The organism is Sphingorhabdus sp. 109 (genome assembly GCF_902506555.1).
Classification (GTDB): Bacteria; Pseudomonadota; Alphaproteobacteria; order Sphingomonadales; family Sphingomonadaceae; genus Parasphingorhabdus.
The window spans coordinates 822,535-842,058 of the sequence record NZ_LR732707.1; the positions used below are offsets into that span (position 1 = coordinate 822,535).

Sequence of the window (19,524 nt, forward strand, 5' to 3'; positions counted from 1 at the left end):
GCACTACCCCGACTTCTCCTCTGAAGAGGAGGGGCTAACATATGGAGTTGAAAGCAAGAATGACCCAGTATGTATATCGTTTCGGTGGCGGCATGGACGCGGATGGCGCGCCCGGTGATTCCACAGAGGCTCGCAACCTGCTTGGCGGCAAGGGTGCCAATCTCGCGGAAATGGCGAATATCGGCCTGCCGGTGCCTCCCGGTTTCACGATCTCGACCGAAATGTGTACGCGCTATTATTCCGAGGGCGGCCAATATCCGGACAGTGTCCGCGACGAAGTGGCGCAGGGCGTTGCCCATATCGAATCCGTAACCGGCAAGTCCTTCGGCGATGCCGCCGATCCGCTGCTGGTCTCGGTCCGTTCCGGCGCCCGCGCCTCGATGCCGGGGATGATGGACACGGTTCTCAACCTGGGTCTCAATGACGAAACCGTCGAAGGTCTGGCGAAGACCTCCGGGGACGAACGCTTCGCCTGGGACAGCTATCGCCGGTTCATCCAGATGTATTCCGACGTGGTGCTCGAGCTCGATCATGGGGCCTTTGAGGAAGCTCTGGAAATTGCCAAGGAAGACAATGGCTTCTTCACCGATACGGAGATGGAAGCGAAACATTGGCAGGCGCTGGTTGCCGAATATAAAACGCTCGTCGAGGAGCAATGGGGCAAGCCCTTCCCGCAGGACGTGAATGACCAGCTATGGGGCGCGGTCAGCGCGGTTTTCGGCAGCTGGCAGGCCGAGCGCGCCAAGGTCTACCGCCGGCTCAACGATATCCCGTCCGAATGGGGCACGGCGGTCAATGTCCAGGCGATGGTCTTCGGCAATATGGGCGAAACCAGCGCTACCGGCGTTGCTTTCACCCGCAATCCCTCGACCGGCGACAGCGCTTATTATGGCGAATGGCTGATCAACGCGCAGGGCGAGGACGTCGTTGCCGGGATCCGCACGCCGCAATATCTCTCGAAAGCGGCGCGCGAGCAGGCGGGTGCCAAGCCGCTGTCGATGGAAGAGGCGATGCCGGAAACCTACAAGGAACTGACCGACGTCTTTGACCTGCTCGAACGCCATTATCGCGACATGCAGGATATCGAATTTACCGTCGAACGCGGCAAATTGTGGATGTTGCAGACCCGCTCGGGCAAGCGCACCGCCAAGGCGGCGCTGAAGATCGCGGTCGATATGGCCAATGACGGACTGATCACCGAAGAAGAAGCGGTGATGCGCGTCGATCCGATGGCGCTTGACCAGCTGCTCCACCCGACGCTCGATCCGGACGCCACGCGTGATGTGTTGACCGCCGGTCTGCCGGCCTCTCCGGGCGCGGCCAGCGGGCTGATCGTGTTTGACAGCGATACTGCCGAACGGCGCACCGAGATGGGCGATGATGTCATTCTCGTCCGGGTCGAAACCTCGCCCGAGGATATTCACGGCATGCACGCCGCCAAGGGCATCTTGACCGCGCGTGGCGGCATGACGTCACATGCGGCTGTGGTCGCCAGAGGCATGGGCAGACCCTGTGTTTCCGGCGCCGGCACCATTTCGATCAACAATGATACGAAAGTCATGAAGGTCGGTGACCGCGAGTTGAAAGAAGGCGATATGCTGACCATCGACGGCAGCAACGGCCAGGTCATGGCCGGCCGCGTCGATACGATCCAGCCGGAACTGGTTGGCGACTTTGGCGTGCTGATGATCTGGGCCGACAAGGTCCGCCGCCTGGGCGTCCGCACCAACGCGGAAACGCCGCTCGATTGTCAGGTCGCGCGCGACTTCGGCGCCGAGGGCATCGGCCTTTGCCGCACCGAGCATATGTTCTTCGATGCCGCGCGGATCACCTCGGTTCGCCAGATGATCCTGGCTCCCGATGAAAAGGGCCGCAGGCAGGCGCTGGCCAAGCTGCTGCCGGAACAGCGGGACGACTTCCGGCAGATTTTTGACGTCATGGTGGGCCTGCCCGTAACCATCCGCCTGCTGGACCCGCCACTGCACGAATTCCTGCCGCACAATCAGTCCGAATTCGAGGAAGTGGCCAAGGCCGCCGATGTCGGGGTCGAGACGCTGAAGCAGCGGGCTGCCGAACTGCACGAGTTCAATCCGATGCTCGGCCATCGCGGCTGTCGTCTCGGTGTCACCTATCCCGAAATCTACGAAATGCAGGCCCGCGCCATTTTCGAAGCAGCCTGTGAGGTCGCCGAAGCCAGCGGCGAAGCGCCGATTCCCGAAGTCATGATCCCGCTTGTCGCCACTGCGCGCGAACTGGAACTGATGAAGGATGCGGTCGACCGGATGGCGAAAGAAGTCTTTGCCGAAAAAGGGCGGGAAATCGAATATCTTGTCGGTACGATGATCGAGCTGCCGCGCGCCGCGCTGATGGCCGGTGAAATTGCCGAACATGGCGAGTTTTTCAGTTTCGGTACCAATGACCTGACGCAGACGACGCTGGGCGTTTCCCGCGATGACGCCGGGCGCTTCCTGACGCAATATGTCGACAAGGGCATTTTCCCGCGCGATCCCTTTGTCAGCCTCGATATCGAGGGTGTCGGGCAGCTGATCGAAATCGCGGCCGAACGCGGCAGGGCGACGCGCTCCGGCATCAAGCTGGGCATTTGCGGCGAACATGGCGGCGACCCCGCATCGATCGCTTTCTGCGAGAAAACCGGGCTCGATTATGTCAGCGCCTCGCCTTACCGGGTGCCGATCGCAAGGCTGGCCGCGGCGCAGGCGGCGCTGTCGCAACGGTGAGATCGGACCGCCCCGCAGGCTTTGCGGGGCGGTGACCGGCCGGCTATGATCATCGGGCAGCCGGCTCTGCAACCGGCGCGGGCCATTGCCGGTCACGGAATGAAAAGATAGTTGGGCAGAAGGGCAATTTATGGGTTGCCAGCAGGGAGTTCAGCCCCTATCTGCACCATCTGGTTAGCGCCCATAGCTCAGCTGGATAGAGTACTTGACTACGAATCAAGGGGTCGGGAGTTCGAATCTTCCTGGGCGCGCCACTTTCCCTCTTTTACGAATGATCCTCTTTTATCAATGGATGCCCCTGGGTGCACTTGCACCGGGGCTTGAGCTCGCCTAGTTTACTGGCAAGTGATTGATAAAACGAAGGACCCCCATTGGCCGACCATTCCCTTTCTATCGAAGACGCGCTCGCCGCGCGCGAAGCCCAGAAAATACCGGTACCCGAAGAGGTTCAGGAAGCGGTGCGGACATTGTTGCGCTGGTCCGGCGAGGATCCGGAACGCGAAGGACTGGTCGACACGCCCAAGCGCGTGGCGCGGGCCTGGAAGGAATATTGCGAGGGCTATGCCGAAAACCCGGCGATGCATCTGGCGCGCACCTTCGAGGAAGTCGGTGGCTATGACGAGCTGGTGCTGCTCAAGGACATCCCGTTCCACTCCCATTGCGAACATCATATGGCGCCGATCATCGGCAAGGCCAGCATCGCCTATATGCCGACCGACAAGGTCGTCGGCATATCCAAGCTCGCCCGCGTGCTGCACGGTTTTGCCCGGCGGCTGCAGGTGCAGGAACGGCTGACCGCGGAAGTCGCCGAATGTATCTGGGAAAATCTCAAGCCCGATGGCGTTGCGGTGGTGATTGAAGCAAGCCACAGCTGCATGACGGCACGCGGCGTTCGCACACCGGGCGTTTCGATGACTACCAGCCGCCTGCTCGGCTGTTTTCTGGAGGATGCGCGGAGCCGCGAGGAAGTCATGAGTCTGATGGGCTATTGAGCTGACGGTCGATCACAAGTCCTGCCGTCAGCCGCTTCCGGCCCGGATACAAGATCAGGCCGACTGGGTAATCCGAATTTTTCCAAAGTGCCGGGAGAGCTGGCTGGTGCGTCCCGCTGGCAAAGAAAAAGCCCGGATCCGGTAGCCATCTTGCGATGGTTGCCGGATCCGGGCTTTCCCGATCTGCTTCTGAAAAAACTATTCCTTGGTTTCGGAATCGTCCTGTTCAGCCGTTTCTTCTGATTCAGCAGCGGCTTCGGTATCGCCTTCAGCAGCTTCTTCGCCGTCATCTTCGCTATCGGGCGAAAGCGCGGCAGCCGCCAGTTCAGCCTGCTCTTCTTCAAACATCTGCGCGATCACGTCGATGCCGTCTTTCTGAAGATCGGCTTCGTCGTCAGAGCGGGCGACATTGGCCTGGATCGTGACATTGACTTCCGGGTGGAGACGAATGCGGACATCGAAAACACCGAGCGTCTTGATCGGTTTTTCAAGAATGACCATGCTTTTCTCGACCGGAGCGCCATCGGCGTTCAGGGCTTCGACAATGTCACGGACCGATACCGAACCGTAAAGCTGTCCGCTGGCGGACGATGCGCGGATCAGAACAATCTGCTTGCCGTCAATGCCGCCGGAGGCCGCTTCGGCTTCCTTGCGCTTTGCTTCATTGTCCGCTTCAATCTGCTGGCGATTGGCTTCGAAAACCTTCTTGTTGGCTTCGTTGGCGCGCAATGCCTTTTTGTTGGGCAGCAGAAAATTACGGGCATAACCGTTTTTCACGGTGACGACGTCACCGATGGTGCCGAGATTTTCGACTCGTTCGAGCAAAATAATATCCATCGTTTCGCTCCTATTTCACGAGGTAGGGCAGGAGGCCGAGATGGCGAGCGCGTTTGATGGCTTTGGAAAGCTCGCGCTGCTTCTTGGCGGATACTGCGGTGATACGACTTGGTACGATCTTGCCGCGTTCGGAAATGAATCCCTGCAGCGTCTTCACGTCTTTATAGTCGATGGGCTTTGCGTTTTTGCCGGAAAAGGGGCAGCTTTTGCGGCGACGGAAAAATGGACGTCCCATGGTTTAACTCCTTCTCTGGCTTAATTGCTGTCGCGGCGCGGTTTGCGTTCGCGGTCGCGTTCGGGTTTGCGCATCATCACGGACGGGCCTTCTTCATGCTCGTCAACGCGGATGGTCAGGAAACGGATGACATCTTCGTTGATCCGGGTCTGGCGTTCCAGTTCCAGGACAACATTGCCTGGCGCATCCAGCCGCAGCATCACATAATGCGCTTTGCGATTCTTCTGGATCTTGTAGGCGAGCGTACGCAAGCCCCAGGTCTCGGTCAGAACGACCTTGCCTTCATTCGATTCAACAATTTTGGTGGCTTCCTGCGCAAGGGCATCAACCTGAGACTGGCTCAGATCCTGCCGCGCGAGGAAGACATGCTCGTACATTGGCATGCAGTCATTCCTTCATTTACCGCCGATCGTTGACGCCGCACCATGCAGACACGCCCCTCCGGCTTTCTTCATTTTCCACTGATCAGGGCAGGCCCGATCAGGCGGAAGCGGCGCCTATGACGGAATTGGCGGGTGATTGCAAGAGTGGTTTTGCGGTAAACAGGCAGCGAGAAATCACTTTCTGATTTATTCAGGGATTGTCGCCTTCGTCATCCTTCCCGCCACCATCCATCCGCCAGCAGGCTTGTTTCCGTTCTGATGCCCGTCCGGGAATTCAGCATTTCTCGATCGTTTACCAATCTGCAACACCTCGAGCCTATTTTTAATTGTTGTTTTGATTAAGCGAGAAGAAATTACGAATGGGACTCGAGACATCCATTGGCAATGAAGAACCGGCAGTGCCTCCCGTGCGCTCGGGTTCCCGCGGCTTCCTTGGCAAAATCGGATCCCGGATCGGCGCCCAGACGCCGGTCGTTTCCGGCAATATAAAAGCAACCGACGCTCTCCTTCTGCTGCAAAATTTTGAACAGACCGGGAAAGGCTGGTTCTGGTCGACAGATGCTGCGGGGAATCTCACTTATATCTCGGAGTTCATCGCCGAGCTGTTCGGTAGCAAATCGAAAGATCTGCTCGGAAAGCCATTTGCATCACTCTTTCTCAAGCCGGTCAGCAATGATGCTGGTTCGAGATCCCTGTCTTTCATGTTTACCAAGAAAATGCAGTTCAGCGGTTTTGAAGTAGAGACCGATGGCTCTGCCGAAGCGCGCTGGTTATCGATTTCCGGCAGGCCCCATGTTGACAAATCGGGGAATTTTCAAGGCTTCTATGGCAGCGGCAACGATATAACCGAGCAACGCAAGGCGTCGGAAGATTCATCGCGTCTGGCGACGTTCGATTCCCTGACCGGCCTGCCGAACCGTGCCAGCATGGTGAAGAAACTTGAATCCACGCTCGCAGCCTTCCGGATACAGAAACGGACCTGTGCGGTGATGTTGGTCGATCTGGACCGGTTCAAGCAGATCAACGATACATTGGGCCATCCGGCAGGTGACGCCCTGCTGAAACAGGTGGCAGAACGGCTTCTCAAAATCGTCGAGGAGAAAGGCGAAGTTTATCGTCTGGGTGGTGACGAATTCCAGGTCATGTTGCCTGACTGCGATGACCGCGGAATTCTTGGGGAACTTGCCAGAAAGATTATAGACAGTCTTTCCCAGCCCTATTCGGTGGACGGCCGCCGCTGTATTATCGGTGCATCCATAGGGGTCTCGGTTGCACCGTTCGACGGGTTGTCGAGCGATGATATCGTCAAAAGCGCAGATCTTGCGCTCTACGAAGCGAAAGGTAATGGCCGCGGCCGCTTCCGTTTCTATTCCAAAGACCTGCAACAGTCTGCCGAAGACCGACGCGTACTGGAAGAGGATTTACGGGATGCCGTGGCCAAGGATGAACTCGCGCTCGCCTATCAGCCTATCGTCAACACCAAGACCAATGTCGTCGAGGGTTTCGAAGCCTTGATGCGCTGGTACCACCCGGAACGCGGCCAGATCCCTCCGGCGCTGTTCATTCCGATTGCCGAAGAAGCCAATCTCATCGCGCAATTGGGCGAATGGGCTCTGCACAAGGCTTGTGCAGACGCGGCCAAATGGCCTGGAAAAACGAGAGTGGCAGTAAATGTTTCGGCAATCCAGTTTGCCGATCAGGAATTTCCGACCATAGTCGATAAAGCGCTGCGCACGTCCGGCCTTTCACCGGAACGGCTCGAGCTGGAATTGACCGAAGGCGTTTTTCTGGCCGAAAGCAACGAAACCAGCGCGATGTTCGATGCCCTCAAGCGCAGGCAGGTACGGCTTGTGCTGGATGATTTCGGAACGGGCTATTCGTCATTGAGCTATTTGCAGACTGCCCCGTTCGACAAAATCAAGATCGACCAGAGTTTCGTCCGTGGTGCCACGGAACCGGGATCGCGCAACGGGGCAATTATTGCCGCTATCGTCGCGCTGGCGGATGCTCTCGGCATGGAAACGACAGCCGAGGGGATAGAAACGCTCGACGAATTCGAATTGATCAGCGAACTGAAGGTCAGTCACGTCCAGGGGCATGTCTACAGCAGTGCGGTCAACAACGAGATGTTGGTCGAAAATCTGGAGGGTGAAAGCTGGACGATCGAACCCTCCGGCCCGCGCCATCATCGCAATGAACGGCTGTCCATGTATCGCAAGGTGCGGATGATCCACGAGAACCATGTCTATTCGATTGTCGTGCGCAATCTGTCGGTTACCGGTGCGTTGGTGGAAGGTCTGTATAATGTGCCGGTCGGGACAAAGTTCGTAATCGATTTTGGTGACGGCCAGTTGGCGGTGGCTACCGTTTGCCGGTCGAGCGGCAATCAGCAGGGTATTGAATTCGAAGCCCGACTAGTCAGCGATGGCAACGGCGGCCTGTGCACTAGCCGCCGCGTGTCACCCTATCTGATCGCCGAGGCCGGACTGGAAGTTCCGAACATGCCTGCCGGATATGTCCCGACGACGAAAATCGACCGGGATTCGCTTTCGGTCCCCGCATTCAGCACCGTTGCCGACTGGACCGCGACCAGGACCAAGCCCAAATAGCAGGCGTCTCCGGCGCAATGGTTGAACGGACGCTAGCGGCGGACGCTATTTCTTCCTGTTCAAAAACCCGAACATATCGCCGCCGATCTTGCGCATCTGGATTTCCTCCGCGCCTTCGGTGATCCGGTAGCGACGGTGGTGACGGTAGATATGTTCAAACGGCTTGTGGCGGGAATAGCCCATGCCGCCATGAACCTGCATCGCCCGGTCGGCAGCATCGCAGACCAGCCGGTTCGCCCGGTAATTGCACATGCTGACCTGGGCGGAGAGATATTTGGCGACATCGGTTTTCGGCATCGTGTCCATCTTGGCCGCTGTCGCGTAGATGAGCTGGCGCAACATGGCCGCTTCGGTGTGCAGTTCCACGAGCGGAAACTGGATCCCCTGATTGACCGCCAATGGCTTGCCGAACGGCTTGCGTTCACCGGCATATTTCACCGATTCATCGATGCAATATTGTGCTGCACCCAGAGATGATGCTGCCTGACGAATCCGGTTCTCATGGACGAAATGCTGGGCGCAGGCGAGGCCCGTGTCGAGATCGCCAAGCACCGCATCGGCGGGAATCCAGACATTGGTGTAGGAGCATTTCGGGTGATCGGTGGGCATGTTGAACGTCCACATATATTCACCGACTTCAAAGCCTTCGGCATCCACCGGCACGATGAAGCAACCGATCCCCTTCGCATCGCCATCCTTGCCGCTGTGCCGGGCGAAGGTCATCACATGCGAGGCCTTGTGCAGACCGGTGGTCCACATCTTGTTGCCGTTGATCAGCCAGCCGTCCACCCCGTCACGGGTTTCCCGAACGGCGGTCGTATCCATCCATGTCGCGTCCGAACCGTGATGCTCCTCGGTCAGGCCGAAGCACCAGCCCATTTTCCCGGCCAGCATCTGGGGGATATATTCCTGTTTCTGCTGCTCGGTGCCAAAGTCACGCAGCATGAGTGGCAAGACCAGATTGCCGACGATACTATTCTCGTTCTGCAAATCATTATGCAGACCGAGCCCCTTGTGCGCCAGATGTTCGCGGATCCGCGCCATGCCCAGGTTGGTGCCGTCCTGACCGCCGAATTCCTTGGGCAATGCATAGCGATAATGGCCGGCTGCATCGGCGATTTGCCGCATTTCGGTGAGCAACTCTTCCCATTCCTCGGTCGGCAAGCCCTGATTTTCCCAATCGGTCCGCGCATCCTCGCGCCGGTGATCGAAGAAGCGGATATTGTCGTCGCGCCGCTCCACCGGCTTTATCTCTGATTCAATAAACGCATCAAGCACACCGAGATAATCTTCAATGTCCTGCGGGATTTCGAAAGCAGTCATGATGAGCTCCATTTGCTGAGCGCGACCTTCAGGCCGGCATATTTAGGTTGGTCGATTGACAGGCGTTCCAGCGCAGACAGCCGAAGATGATTCCAGACGGCTGGTGTCGTAATTCCGATGTCTCCGTTTGAAAGCCCGCTGCAAAGCTGTCCATGATCATAACCGATAGCGGCCAGACGCGCGCTTGTGGCATCCCGGAAATCCGGGCCCCATTCGGCCTGTCGTCTGGCGATGCCGAGGGCATTGCCGGCGACACGCGACTGGAACTTGTCATGTCCCTGGAGGCCGGGCTGGACATGTCGGGCGTTCCATTCCCCGAGCGCTGTCAGCAATTCTCCATAGCCGGTTTCGCCGGTTTCTGCTTTTTCTTCGGGCACCGCCCAGTCGAGCGGGGTGCAGACTTCGGCGGGCAGGATTTCCTCGAACAACAGGGCAAGATCAATTTCGACTTCGGACACCCGGCGGCCAATCACGGTCCGTTCCAGAGAACGGTCGCCATGGCTGCGCCAGATCTGTCCCATCACCAGACAGGCGACGCCCCACCACATAGTGGAATAGATGAGCCAGAAGCGGAAACGGTCCGGGTCCACTGCGGTGCCACTGGCTTCAGCATAGGCTTGTAACAGGGATTCAGCGCTGTCGAAGCCGCCTGCCACTTTCTCATATTGACCAAAACGCCAGCTCGGCGTGCACAGATAGGCGAGATCCTGCACCGGATCACCGATCCGGGCGAGCTCCCAGTCGAGTACTGCAGACACACCCTGATGATCGATCATCAGATTGCCCATGCGGAAATCGCCGTGCACAAGATATTTGTCGCTGGCATCCGGTGCGTTCCGGTTCAGCCAATGGAAAGTATATTCGTAAATCGGAATATTGCCGCCGATCTCGTCATATTTATCTTTCTGCAGGCGGATCAGTTCGGCTGGCGAAAAATATTCCAGCGAGTTCGCGAACGGTTGCACCGGTATCCGGTGAATAGCCGCCAGTTCCTGCGCGCATTGCCGGGTCAACTTGCTCTCGGCTTCGGCAAAGACAGGATTGCCCAATATCTTGTGCGGCAGCGTTTCGCCTTCCGCCTTGGTCATGATGAAGCCTTCACCGATATCATCTTCCGGGCTCAGCCGACCGCGCACCTCCGGAGCGGTAACACCGGCAGTCCGGGCCAGCTCGATAATATCGGCCTGCATTTCGAGCGGGACACCGCGCAAACCGTCATCATCGGCAGAAAGGCCGGCGGGCAGGCGTCGCAGGACAAATTCCTCGCCGCTATAGGTGAAGGCCCAGCTTTCCATGCTGGCCCCGCCGGATAATCGTCGCAAATGCTCTAATTTCCCGTCCGTGCCAAATGTTTTTGTGCAGTAATTTTCGAGCTTTGTCTGAAATGCCTCATCCGTCATAGGGATGGCTTAATCGGTCAATTAAATTTCTGCAAATGATTTTAGCCGATGCGTGCGGCGCTTGCATGACCGGCCATTCGTGCCTAATTCCCCCAATCATATTTGAAAATCTGGGGGTCATCATGCGTGCATTCATTTTTCCGGGACAGGGCAGCCAGGCCGTCGGCATGGGCAAGGCGCTTGCCGAGGCGAGCAGCACCGCTCGCGAAGTGTTTGAGGAAGTCGATCATGCACTCGAGCAAAATCTGTTCAAGCTGATGTGCGACGGACCGATCGACGAACTGACCCTGACGGAAAATGCGCAACCGGCGATCATGGCCAATGCGGTCGCCACCTTGCGAGTGGCAGAGAAAGAGGGCGGAAAATCAATTGGAGAGATCTGCTCATATGTGGCGGGCCACAGCCTTGGCGAATATAGCGCGCTCTGTGCTGCCGGGGCGCTGGACCTGACGACGACCGCGGAATTGCTGAAGTTGCGCGGCCAGTCGATGCAGAAAGCCGTGCCGGTGGGCGAGGGCGGTATGGCAGCCTTGCTCGGCGCCGATATCAAGAAGGCGTCGGCGCTGGCCAATGCCTCTTCCCAGGGTGAAATCTGCACCGTTGCCAACGACAATGACCCCACGCAGGTTGTGATTTCCGGCCATATCGGGGCTATCGAGCGGGCCATTGCTGCGGCCAAGGAGCATGGCATCAAACGCGGTATGCTGCTGCCTGTTTCCGCGCCTTTCCACTGTTCACTGATGGCGCCTGCCGCCGAGGCAATGGAAGAGGCGCTGGCAGAAGCCAGCATTTTTCCGCCGGTCGTGCCGGTATTTGCCAATGTTACGGCGGCTGCGGTGTCGGATGCGGATGAAATACGGGAGTTGCTGGTCCAGCAGGTGACAGGCGCGGTTCGCTGGCGGGAATCGGTCGACAATATGGCGGAAGCCGGAGTCGAGCAATTTGTCGAATTTGGTGGCAAGGTGCTGACCGGCATGGTCGGACGCATTGCGCCGGATGCCGAAAAGGTAAGCCTGGTCTCCATGGATGACATCGAGGCACTTCTGAAAAGTCTCTAGCCGCGATCAATGACCCGAATTTGTATTTTTGAAGGAATTAGCAATGTTTGACTTAAGCGGAAAGACCGCCCTGGTAACCGGTGCCTCCGGTGGAATCGGATCGGCGATTGCCAGATCGCTCGCCGAACGGGGCGCTACCGTTGCGCTTTCGGGCACCCGCAAGCTCGTGCTGATGGAAATGATCCCGGAATTGCCGGGGGAAGGCCATATTGTCATGCCGTGCGATCTTTCCAAGCCGGATGAAGTCGACGCGCTGATACCCGACACGGTGGCAAAGCTCGGCAAGCTCGACATATTGGTCAACAATGCCGGCATCACCCGCGACGGGCTGGTGATGCGCATGTCGGACGAGGATTTCGCCGATGTGATCCGGGTCAATCTGGAATCGGCTTTCCGCCTGATCCGCGCTGCAGCGCGGCCGATGATGAAGGCGCGTGGCGGCCGGATCATTTCGATCAGTTCGGTGGTCGGCGCGACCGGCAATCCCGGCCAGGCCAATTATGTCGCCTCGAAAGCCGGTCTGGTCGGCATGTCCAAGGCGCTAGCGCAGGAATTGGCTTCGCGCGGGATCACCGTCAATTGCGTGGCACCGGGGTTCATTGCGTCGCCAATGACCGATGAACTGACCGATGCCCAGAAAGACGAGATCAACCGCAAGATTCCGGCCGGAAAAATGGGCAGCGGCGAGGATATTGGTGCTGCTGTTGTCTATCTCGCCAGCGACGAAGCCGCCTATGTTACCGGCCAGACGCTGCACGTGAACGGCGGCATGGCGATGATCAGCTAGAGATTCATTCCGATGCTCTCCGGACTGCTGCTTCTGTCCATTGCTGTCATGCCACAGGAAGGCCGACCGACAGATGGTCTGTTGCGGATTGAAAATCTCGACTGTGTCAGCAGCAATATCCCGGCGGACAAGGCACAGATCTATTATGACATGACCCGGGACGGGCGCGAGCGGGACGCGTTTCTGGCCGCGGGCGAGGCGACTCGCCCTTGCCAGCAGGCGCATCAATGGACGGATCTGGAAACGCGCAATGCGTTCCGCGTTGCGCTGATGGACGGTTGGTTGTTACACGAGAATCTGATCGAGAAAATCCGGAATCTGGGTGACTTCATGCCGTTTCTCGACAAATTTTATACTGACAATGCCGCGCCGGACGGCCGCCACCTGCTGGAGGCAGCCTATCGTTCCGGAAAGGTCGACAGGGAGTTGACCGAAGCGGGATATCCCGAAGACCCTGAATTGCGCAGACTGGCACATGATTATTGGGAGTGGCGCGGGACTTTGCGAATGATCGAGGATGATTTTCGCAACGGCATTCTCGGGCGATAGCGTATCTGGCCGAACAAAGCTGTTCGTGCCCTCTTGCAAGGTGCGCGCCACCGCACTAGGACGAAATGGAAATTCAATCCTAACAAAAAGGACCTCTCATGAGTGAGACTGCAGACCGCGTAAAAAAGATTGTTGTTGAGCATCTGGGCGTTGAAGCCGACAAAGTGACCGAAGAAGCTGCGTTCATCGATGATCTGGGCGCTGACAGCCTCGACATTGTTGAGCTGGTCATGGCATTTGAAGAAGAATTCAGCGTTGAAATTCCTGATGATGCGGCTGAAAAAATCGGCACCGTCAAAGACGCCATTGATTTTATCGACAAAAACAAGGGCTAATTGATTTTGGGGTGTTGCCAGCAATACGGGCGCGCCTCAGGGCCAATGATCGCTGAAATATCGCAAAGCGGCTCACCGGCCCGGGACGAACATCCCGATTCGGTGGCCGTTTTTTGATTGTGAGCAGGATATTGATTTTGGGCAAAGGAAGCCCGCAAGGAGAGGCATGATATGCGCCGTGTAGTTGTAACCGGAATGGGCCTGGTAACGCCGCTGGGTGGCGATGTAGAAACGACCTGGAGCAATATATTGGCTTCCAAGTCGGGCGCCGGGAAGATTACCCGCTTTGATGCATCCGATCAGAAATGCCATATCGCCTGCGAGGTAAAGCCTGCGGATCATGAATATGGATTTGATCCCAATTTGCGCGTCGACCACAAGGTCCAGCGCCAGGTTGATCCCTTCATCGTCTATGGCATCGATGCCGCCGGGCAGGCGCTCGAGGATGCCGGACTTACGGAGATGTCCGATGAAGCCAAATTGCGCGCCGGCTGTTCGATTGGCTCCGGTATCGGCGGACTGCCGGGCATTGAGAAAGAATCGCTGGTTCTGGCCGAGCGCGGTCCGGGCCGGGTCAGCCCGCATTTCGTCCATGGACGGCTGATCAATCTGATTTCCGGTCAGGTGTCGATCAAATATGGCCTGATGGGTCCCAATCACGCCGTGGTTACAGCCTGCTCGACCGGTGCCCACAGCATCGGCGACGCGGCGCGGATGATCGCGCTGGACGATGCCGATGTCATGCTGGCCGGTGGCGCCGAAGCGACCATTTGTCCGATCGGCATTGCCGGCTTCGCGCAGGCCAAGGCGCTTTCAACCAAGCGTAACGATGACCCGACGGCTGCGTCCCGTCCCTATGACAAGGACCGCGACGGTTTCGTGATGGGTGAGGGCGCCGGTGTTGTCGTTCTGGAAGAATATGAACATGCCAAGGCTCGCGGCGCGAATATCTATTGCGAAGTGGTGGGCTATGGCATGTCCGGTGACGCCTATCATGTGACGGCACCGCATCCGGACGGAACCGGTGCCTATCGCTCGATGGAAATGGCGCTCAAGCGCTCGGGTCTGACGACCGCCGACATTGACTATGTCAATGCCCACGGTACCTCGACGATGGCGGACACGATCGAACTGGCGGCGGTAAAGCGTCTGTTCGGCGATGATCTCAAAACCATGTCGATGAGCTCGACGAAATCGGCAATCGGCCATCTTCTGGGCGGTGCCGGCGCTGTCGAAGGCATTTTCAGCATTCTCGCCCTGCGTGACCAGATCGTGCCGCCGACGCTCAATCTCGACGACCCGGACGAAGGGTGCGAAGGCGTGGACCTGGTGCCGCATGTTGCGAAAAAGCGGGAAGTGAAAGCCGTGCTGAGCAACAGTTTCGGCTTTGGCGGAACCAACGCCAGCATCATTATGAAAGCGGTCTAAAATCATGCGCCGTCTCGGTTGCCTGATCTTGGTGGCAGCGGCGGTCATTGCAGTCCTGCTGGGCGGCAGCTTTCTTTATGGCTGGAACGCCAGCGGGCCTCTGGAAGCACAGCGCACGGTCCTGATCAAATCGGGCTCGAGTCTCGCGATGGCAGCGCAGGATCTGGAATCGGAAGGGGTTATAGAATCCGCTGACGATTTCCTGACGCGGGCCAAGATCTTGGGCGGTTCCGAACCGATCAAGGCCGGCGAATTCGAAATTCCTGCCGGCGCGAGCAACGCGCAGATTCTGTCCATTTTGCAAGGAGGCAAGGCGGTGCAGCGCCTGATCACTGTGCCGGAGGGCACGCCGTCGATCATCGTACACGAAACCCTGATGGCCGAAAAGTTGCTCAAGGGCGATATTCCGGTACCGGCTGAAGGATCGATCCTGCCGGACAGCTACAGTTTCGAGCGTGGCGAGCAGCGCGCCGCCGTCGTGGCGCGGATGCAGAAGGCGATGACGGATACTATCGCCGAGCTGTGGCCGGAGCGCTCCAAGGCCAGCGTCGCCAAAACGCCGCATGAAGCGATCACCCTTGCCGCGATCGTCGAGAAAGAGACGGCGCTGGCAAAAGAGCGCCGGACGGTTGCGGGTGTCTACAGCAACCGGATCCGCAAGAATATGATGCTGCAGGCCGACCCGACGATCATTTATCCGATCACCAGAGGCAAGCCGCTGGGCCGACGCATCCGCCAATCGGAAATCGCCCAGGTCAACGATTATAATACCTATGCGATGATTGGCCTGCCCAAGGGGCCGATTGCCAATCCGGGGCGCCTGTCCATCGAAGCGGTGCTGAACCCGGCGAAGACCGATGCGCTCTATTTTGTCGCCGACGGCCGTGGCGGCCATGTCTTCGCCGAGACGCTGGAAGAGCATAATCGCAATGTCGAGAAATGGTTCGCTATTCGCCGCGCACGCGGCGAAATGTGATGTCATGGTGCCTCGCGGTCAGACCGGGGGGAGAAAGAGCAGCTGATGTCGGCAAGACTGGTTGAGATAATCGTTCCGGACGCCGGCGTGCCGCAGGCGAACGCTCTCATCGCGGAGCATTGCAGTCGTTTCTGGCAGGAGCCAGTACCCGACGGTCTCGAGAAATTTTCCTGCGTCGTGCCCAGCCGCTCGATCGAGTTGCTCATCGCCACACTGGATGAGAATTTCAGGGGTACCGAGGGATTTTCCGTTCTCGTCCTGCAGGTCGAGGCGGTGCTGCCGGAAATTCCGGAGCTGCAGGACATTGCGCCGCCGACTGCCGGTGCCCGGAAGCCGCCGACGAAATTGGAAGCTTTCTTTACCCGGGACCGGATCAGCACCAACGAATTATATGATGATATCGAAGCCAGTCTGGAACTGCGGCCCAATTATCTGCTGACCGTCATCCTGTCCGCGCTGATCGCGGCGCTGGGCATGCGCAGCGGGCAGACCGCAGTGGTGATCGGCGCGATGATCATCGCGCCGCTGCTCGGTCCGACCATGGCGATGGCCATGGCGGCGACGCTGGGCGACAGGGCGCTTGGTCGGCGGGCGCTGATCACGCTGGTCACGGGGATCGCCGCCGCGTTGCTGTTCACTTTTCTGCTCGGCATGTTCATCGATGTCGATCCGCTGGTCCCCGAGCTTAGAAACCGGACGATCGTCCAGCCCGCGGATATTGCCTTGGCTCTGGCCTGCGGTGCCGCCGGCGTTCTCGCGTTCAGCCAGGGCGCTTCGCTCTCGCTCGTCGGTGTGATGATCGCGGTCGCGCTGGTGCCGCCGATTGCCGCAGCGGGACTGTTTTTCGGCAGCGGAGAAGAGTCCCTTGGGGTGAGCGCGCTATTTCTGCTGGCCACCAATCTCGTGTGCATCAACGTCGCGGGGATCGCCACTTTTCTGGTGCAGGGACTGCCGCCGAGAAGCTGGCGCCTGACCAGCGGCATCTTCGTGATCTGGCTGCTTGTCCTGGTGCTGTTCGTCGGGCTAGTCGGCGGACGCATCGCCCTGGGAGCCGGCTAAGGTCCCGGTTTCCAACAAAATATCACAGCTTTCCAGCCTGGGCTGACCGGTTTTCAGCCAGCCCCGGGCTTTGCGGCCCTAATAGTTGAATCGTTCTTTCAGACTTTCGCGCGCTTCGCGATATTCGCGGGTGAACTGGTCTACCATATCCTGCACGCTCATCACGTCGTTGATCAGGCCGATGCCCTGGCCGCAGCCCCAGATGTCTTTCCAGGCCTTTTTCTCGGTATTGCCGCCGGAGCCGAAGTTCATGGTCTTGTAATCGCCCTCGGGCAGATTGTCCGGATCGAGGCCGGCATTTTCGATCGACTGGCGCAGATAATTGCCCTTCACGCCGGTAAACAGGTCGGAATAGACGATATCGGAGGCCTGACCCTCGACAATGCCTTCCTTGTAGCCCTGGTCCGCATTGGCTTCCTTGGTCGCGATAAAGGCGGAACCGGCATAGCCGAGGTCAGCGCCCATTGCCTGGGCCGCCAGAATGGAAGCGCCGTTGCCGATCGAGCCGGAGAGCGCGACGGGGCCATCAAACCATTCGCGGATTTCCTGCATCAGCGCGAAGGGAGAGAGCGTTCCGGCATGGCCACCGGCACCGGCTGCCACCGGGATCAGACCGGTCGCGCCTTTCTCGATCGCCTTGTGGGCGAAGCGGTTGTTGATGATGTCGTGCAGCGTGATTCCGCCCCAGCCCTTGACCGCGGTGTTCAGATCCTCGATCGCGCCCAGCGAGGTGATGACGATCGGCACTTTCCATTTCGCGCAGGTCGCCATGTCCTGGTCGAGCCGGTCATTCGACTTGTGCACGATCTGGTTGACCGCGAAGGGGGCGGCCGGCTTGTCCGGATTGTCGCGGTTCCACGCCGCCAGTTCTTCGGTAATCTGGTGCAGCCATTCGTCGAGCATCGATTGCGGGCGGGCGTTGAGGGCAGGGAAACTGCCGACGATACCGGCCTTGCACTGCGCGATGACCAGTTCCGGTCCGGATACGATGAACAGGGGAGAACCGATCAGCGGCAGGCGAAGATTGTCGAAAATGGCTGGTAAAGTCATGGCGAACCCCGATTTAAAAGAATGTGCCACCGCAATAACCGATACGGTGGCATATTCTACTATTATTTTAACCGAACGCTTAAATTCGGTTCACGGCGCTGAGCAGAGCCTCGACCGAAGCCCGGGCAACGTCGCTGTTTATGCCGACTCCGTAAAATTCTCTGCCGTCATCGGATTTGCACTCGACAAAGGCTGCGGCCTGAGCATCCTTGCCAGATCCCAGCGCATGTTCGGAATAATCCTTGATTTCCAGATGGATCCCCATAGCCGAGGAAACAGCATCCACGACGCTTGAAATCAGGCCGTTGCCACGCCCGCTGACCGATATCTCGCCATCAGGGCCCTTGATCTTTCCGATAAAAATCCGATCGGTGCCAGTCCTGCGTTCTTCATAGTCCACCAGCTCATAGCGACCGCTGCCGTCGATGTGATAGCGTTTCCGGAAGGCATCCCAGATATCTTCCGACGACAGTTCCCGGCTTGTCTGGTCGGCCAGTTCCTGCACCGTCCGGCTGAAATTGGCCTGCAGCCGCTTCGGCAGTTTCAATCCGTGGTCCTGCTCCAATATCCAGGCGATGCCGCCCTTGCCGGACTGGCTGTTGACCCGGATGACCGCTTCATAGTCGCGGCCGAGATCGCGTGGATCGATCGGCAGATAGGGCACGTTCCAGATTTCGTCGTTGCGCTGTTCCTGGGCGGCAAAGCCTTTCTTGATCGCGTCCTGGTGCGATCCGGAGAAAGCGGTGAACACCAGCTCGCCAGCATAGGGATGGCGGGCCGGAACCGGCAGCTGGTTGCAATATTCGACGGTCTTGACGATTTCGTCCATATTGGAGAAATCTATATTCGGATCAACGCCTTGGGTGTAGAGATTCAGGCCCAGTGTCACCAGATCGACATTGCCGGTGCGCTCGCCATTGCCGAACAGACAGCCTTCGACGCGATCCGCGCCGGCCATCATGCCCAGTTCGGATGCGGCGATGCCTGATCCCCGGTCATTATGCGTGTGCAGGCTGATCACGACATGGTCGCGCTTGCTGATATTCTTGCACATCCACTCGACCTGATCGGCATAGATATTGGGCGTCGAGGCCTCGACCGTTGCGGGCAGGTTCAGGATCAACGGTTTATCCGCGGTTGGTTCGATGATTTCCATCACAGCTTCGACCACTTCCAGACTGAAATCCAGTTCGGCGGTGGAGAAGGTTTCCGGCGAATATTCGAAATGCCAGTCGGTGTCGGGATATTTTTCGGCCTGCTCGCGCAAGATGGTTGCGCCTTCGCGGGCGATATCCTTGACGCCCTGCTTGTCGAGCCGGAATACGACGTCGCGCCAGGCGGGGGATACGGCGTTATACAGGTGAACGATGGCAGCCCGCGCGCCGGCGAGGCTGGCAAAGCTGGTTTCGATCAGATCGCGGCGGGATTGGGTCAGGACCTGCACCATGACGTCATCCGGTATCTTTCCGGATTTTACGAGCCCGCTGATAAAGTCGAAATCGGTGGCGCCGGCGGAGGGGAAACCGACCTCGATTTCCTTGATACCGATCTTGACCAGCAGATCAAAAAATCGCTGTTTTTTCTGCGCATCCATTGGATCGATCAGCGCCTGATTGCCATCGCGCAGATCGGTCGAAAGCCAGCGCGGTGCCTTGTCTATCGTGCGCGAAGGCCATTGCCGGTCGGGCAAGTCGATCTGCGGAAACGGGCGATATTTTTGTGACGGGTTCTTGTGCATCTTTTCACTCTTATGCTGCTGGAAATT

General features: G+C 58.3%; 17 protein-coding genes and 1 tRNA gene. 11 read left to right on the forward strand and 7 right to left on the reverse strand.

Features of this window, described 5'->3' with window-relative positions; all coding sequences use genetic code 11:
- Nucleotides 1–59: 59 nt before the first annotated feature.
- From ppdK to folE, 3 genes are all read left to right on the forward strand, one after another.
- On the forward strand, nucleotides 60–2,738 hold the full coding sequence (ppdK, locus tag BOSE62_RS04015; RefSeq protein WP_236553820.1) for a pyruvate, phosphate dikinase: 2,679 nt from the start codon (nucleotides 60–62) through the stop codon (nucleotides 2,736–2,738).
- 177 nt (nucleotides 2,739–2,915) lie between these two features.
- A tRNA-Arg gene (locus BOSE62_RS04020) sits at nucleotides 2,916–2,992 on the forward strand.
- A 117-nt stretch (nucleotides 2,993–3,109) separates the two neighbouring features.
- Nucleotides 3,110–3,730, forward strand: a complete 621-nt coding sequence (folE, locus tag BOSE62_RS04025) for a GTP cyclohydrolase I FolE (RefSeq protein WP_236553821.1) — start codon at nucleotides 3,110–3,112, stop codon at nucleotides 3,728–3,730.
- A 198-nt stretch (nucleotides 3,731–3,928) separates the two neighbouring features.
- Here the strand turns inward: folE and rplI are convergent, their stop codons facing one another.
- Genes rplI through rpsF form a run of 3 tightly spaced genes read right to left on the reverse strand, consistent with a single transcriptional unit; the run spans nucleotide 3,929 to nucleotide 5,185 of the window.
- Nucleotides 3,929–4,567, reverse strand: a complete 639-nt coding sequence (gene rplI / locus BOSE62_RS04030) for a 50S ribosomal protein L9 (RefSeq protein WP_159642289.1) — start codon at nucleotides 4,565–4,567, stop codon at nucleotides 3,929–3,931.
- Nucleotides 4,568–4,577: 10 nt separating this feature from the next.
- Nucleotides 4,578–4,802, reverse strand: a complete 225-nt coding sequence (gene rpsR, locus BOSE62_RS04035) for a 30S ribosomal protein S18 (RefSeq protein WP_089132498.1) — start codon at nucleotides 4,800–4,802, stop codon at nucleotides 4,578–4,580.
- A 20-nt stretch (nucleotides 4,803–4,822) separates the two neighbouring features.
- Nucleotides 4,823–5,185, reverse strand: a complete 363-nt coding sequence (gene rpsF / locus BOSE62_RS04040) for a 30S ribosomal protein S6 (RefSeq protein WP_159642291.1) — start codon at nucleotides 5,183–5,185, stop codon at nucleotides 4,823–4,825.
- A 359-nt stretch (nucleotides 5,186–5,544) separates the two neighbouring features.
- Between rpsF and BOSE62_RS04045 the strand changes: the two genes are divergently transcribed.
- Entirely contained in the window at nucleotides 5,545–7,794 is a 2,250-nt protein-coding gene (locus BOSE62_RS04045) for a sensor domain-containing protein (protein WP_159642293.1), read from the forward strand.
- Nucleotides 7,795–7,839: 45 nt separating this feature from the next.
- On the opposite strand, the gene BOSE62_RS04050 is transcribed toward BOSE62_RS04045, so the two are convergent.
- Both BOSE62_RS04050 and BOSE62_RS04055 read right to left on the reverse strand, forming a co-directional pair.
- Complete coding sequence (locus BOSE62_RS04050) at nucleotides 7,840–9,117, reverse strand: acyl-CoA dehydrogenase family protein (RefSeq protein ID WP_159642295.1); 1,278 nt, start codon at nucleotides 9,115–9,117, stop codon at nucleotides 7,840–7,842.
- Nucleotides 9,114–10,439, reverse strand: a complete 1,326-nt coding sequence (locus BOSE62_RS04055; protein ID WP_159642297.1) for a phosphotransferase family protein — start codon at nucleotides 10,437–10,439, stop codon at nucleotides 9,114–9,116. Before BOSE62_RS04055 ends, BOSE62_RS04050 begins: the two co-directional genes overlap by 4 nt.
- Nucleotides 10,440–10,639: 200 nt before the next feature.
- Here BOSE62_RS04055 and fabD point away from each other — a divergent pair, with 200 nt between their 5' ends.
- From fabD to BOSE62_RS04090, 7 genes are all read left to right on the forward strand, one after another.
- The gene (gene fabD / locus BOSE62_RS04060; protein WP_159642299.1) at nucleotides 10,640–11,575 is read left to right on the forward strand and encodes an ACP S-malonyltransferase; all 936 of its coding nucleotides are present in this window, start codon (nucleotides 10,640–10,642) and stop codon (nucleotides 11,573–11,575) included.
- A gap of 43 nt (nucleotides 11,576–11,618) precedes the next feature.
- Complete coding sequence (fabG, locus tag BOSE62_RS04065) at nucleotides 11,619–12,362, forward strand: 3-oxoacyl-[acyl-carrier-protein] reductase (RefSeq protein WP_159642301.1); 744 nt, start codon at nucleotides 11,619–11,621, stop codon at nucleotides 12,360–12,362.
- A 12-nt stretch (nucleotides 12,363–12,374) separates the two neighbouring features.
- Nucleotides 12,375–12,911, forward strand: coding sequence for a hypothetical protein (locus tag BOSE62_RS04070; RefSeq protein WP_159642303.1), 537 nt, complete (start codon nucleotides 12,375–12,377; stop codon nucleotides 12,909–12,911).
- A gap of 98 nt (nucleotides 12,912–13,009) precedes the next feature.
- Entirely contained in the window at nucleotides 13,010–13,246 is a 237-nt protein-coding gene (locus tag BOSE62_RS04075) for an acyl carrier protein (RefSeq protein WP_089132491.1), read from the forward strand.
- A gap of 171 nt (nucleotides 13,247–13,417) precedes the next feature.
- Complete coding sequence (gene fabF, locus BOSE62_RS04080; RefSeq protein WP_159642305.1) at nucleotides 13,418–14,674, forward strand: beta-ketoacyl-ACP synthase II; 1,257 nt, start codon at nucleotides 13,418–13,420, stop codon at nucleotides 14,672–14,674.
- 4 nt (nucleotides 14,675–14,678) lie between these two features.
- Complete coding sequence (gene mltG / locus BOSE62_RS04085; RefSeq protein ID WP_159642307.1) at nucleotides 14,679–15,650, forward strand: endolytic transglycosylase MltG; 972 nt, start codon at nucleotides 14,679–14,681, stop codon at nucleotides 15,648–15,650.
- A 45-nt stretch (nucleotides 15,651–15,695) separates the two neighbouring features.
- Nucleotides 15,696–16,709: a TIGR00341 family protein gene (locus BOSE62_RS04090; RefSeq protein ID WP_159642309.1), complete on the forward strand. Its 1,014-nt coding sequence runs from the start codon at nucleotides 15,696–15,698 to the stop codon at nucleotides 16,707–16,709.
- A gap of 78 nt (nucleotides 16,710–16,787) precedes the next feature.
- Here the strand turns inward: BOSE62_RS04090 and BOSE62_RS04095 are convergent, their stop codons facing one another.
- Both BOSE62_RS04095 and leuA read right to left on the reverse strand, forming a co-directional pair.
- Nucleotides 16,788–17,759 (reverse strand): NAD(P)H-dependent flavin oxidoreductase, encoded by a 972-nt coding sequence (locus BOSE62_RS04095; RefSeq protein ID WP_159642311.1) that lies wholly within the window; start codon nucleotides 17,757–17,759, stop codon nucleotides 16,788–16,790.
- A 79-nt stretch (nucleotides 17,760–17,838) separates the two neighbouring features.
- Entirely contained in the window at nucleotides 17,839–19,497 is a 1,659-nt protein-coding gene (leuA, locus tag BOSE62_RS04100; RefSeq protein WP_159642313.1) for a 2-isopropylmalate synthase, read from the reverse strand.
- Nucleotides 19,498–19,524: the final 27 nt, after the last annotated feature.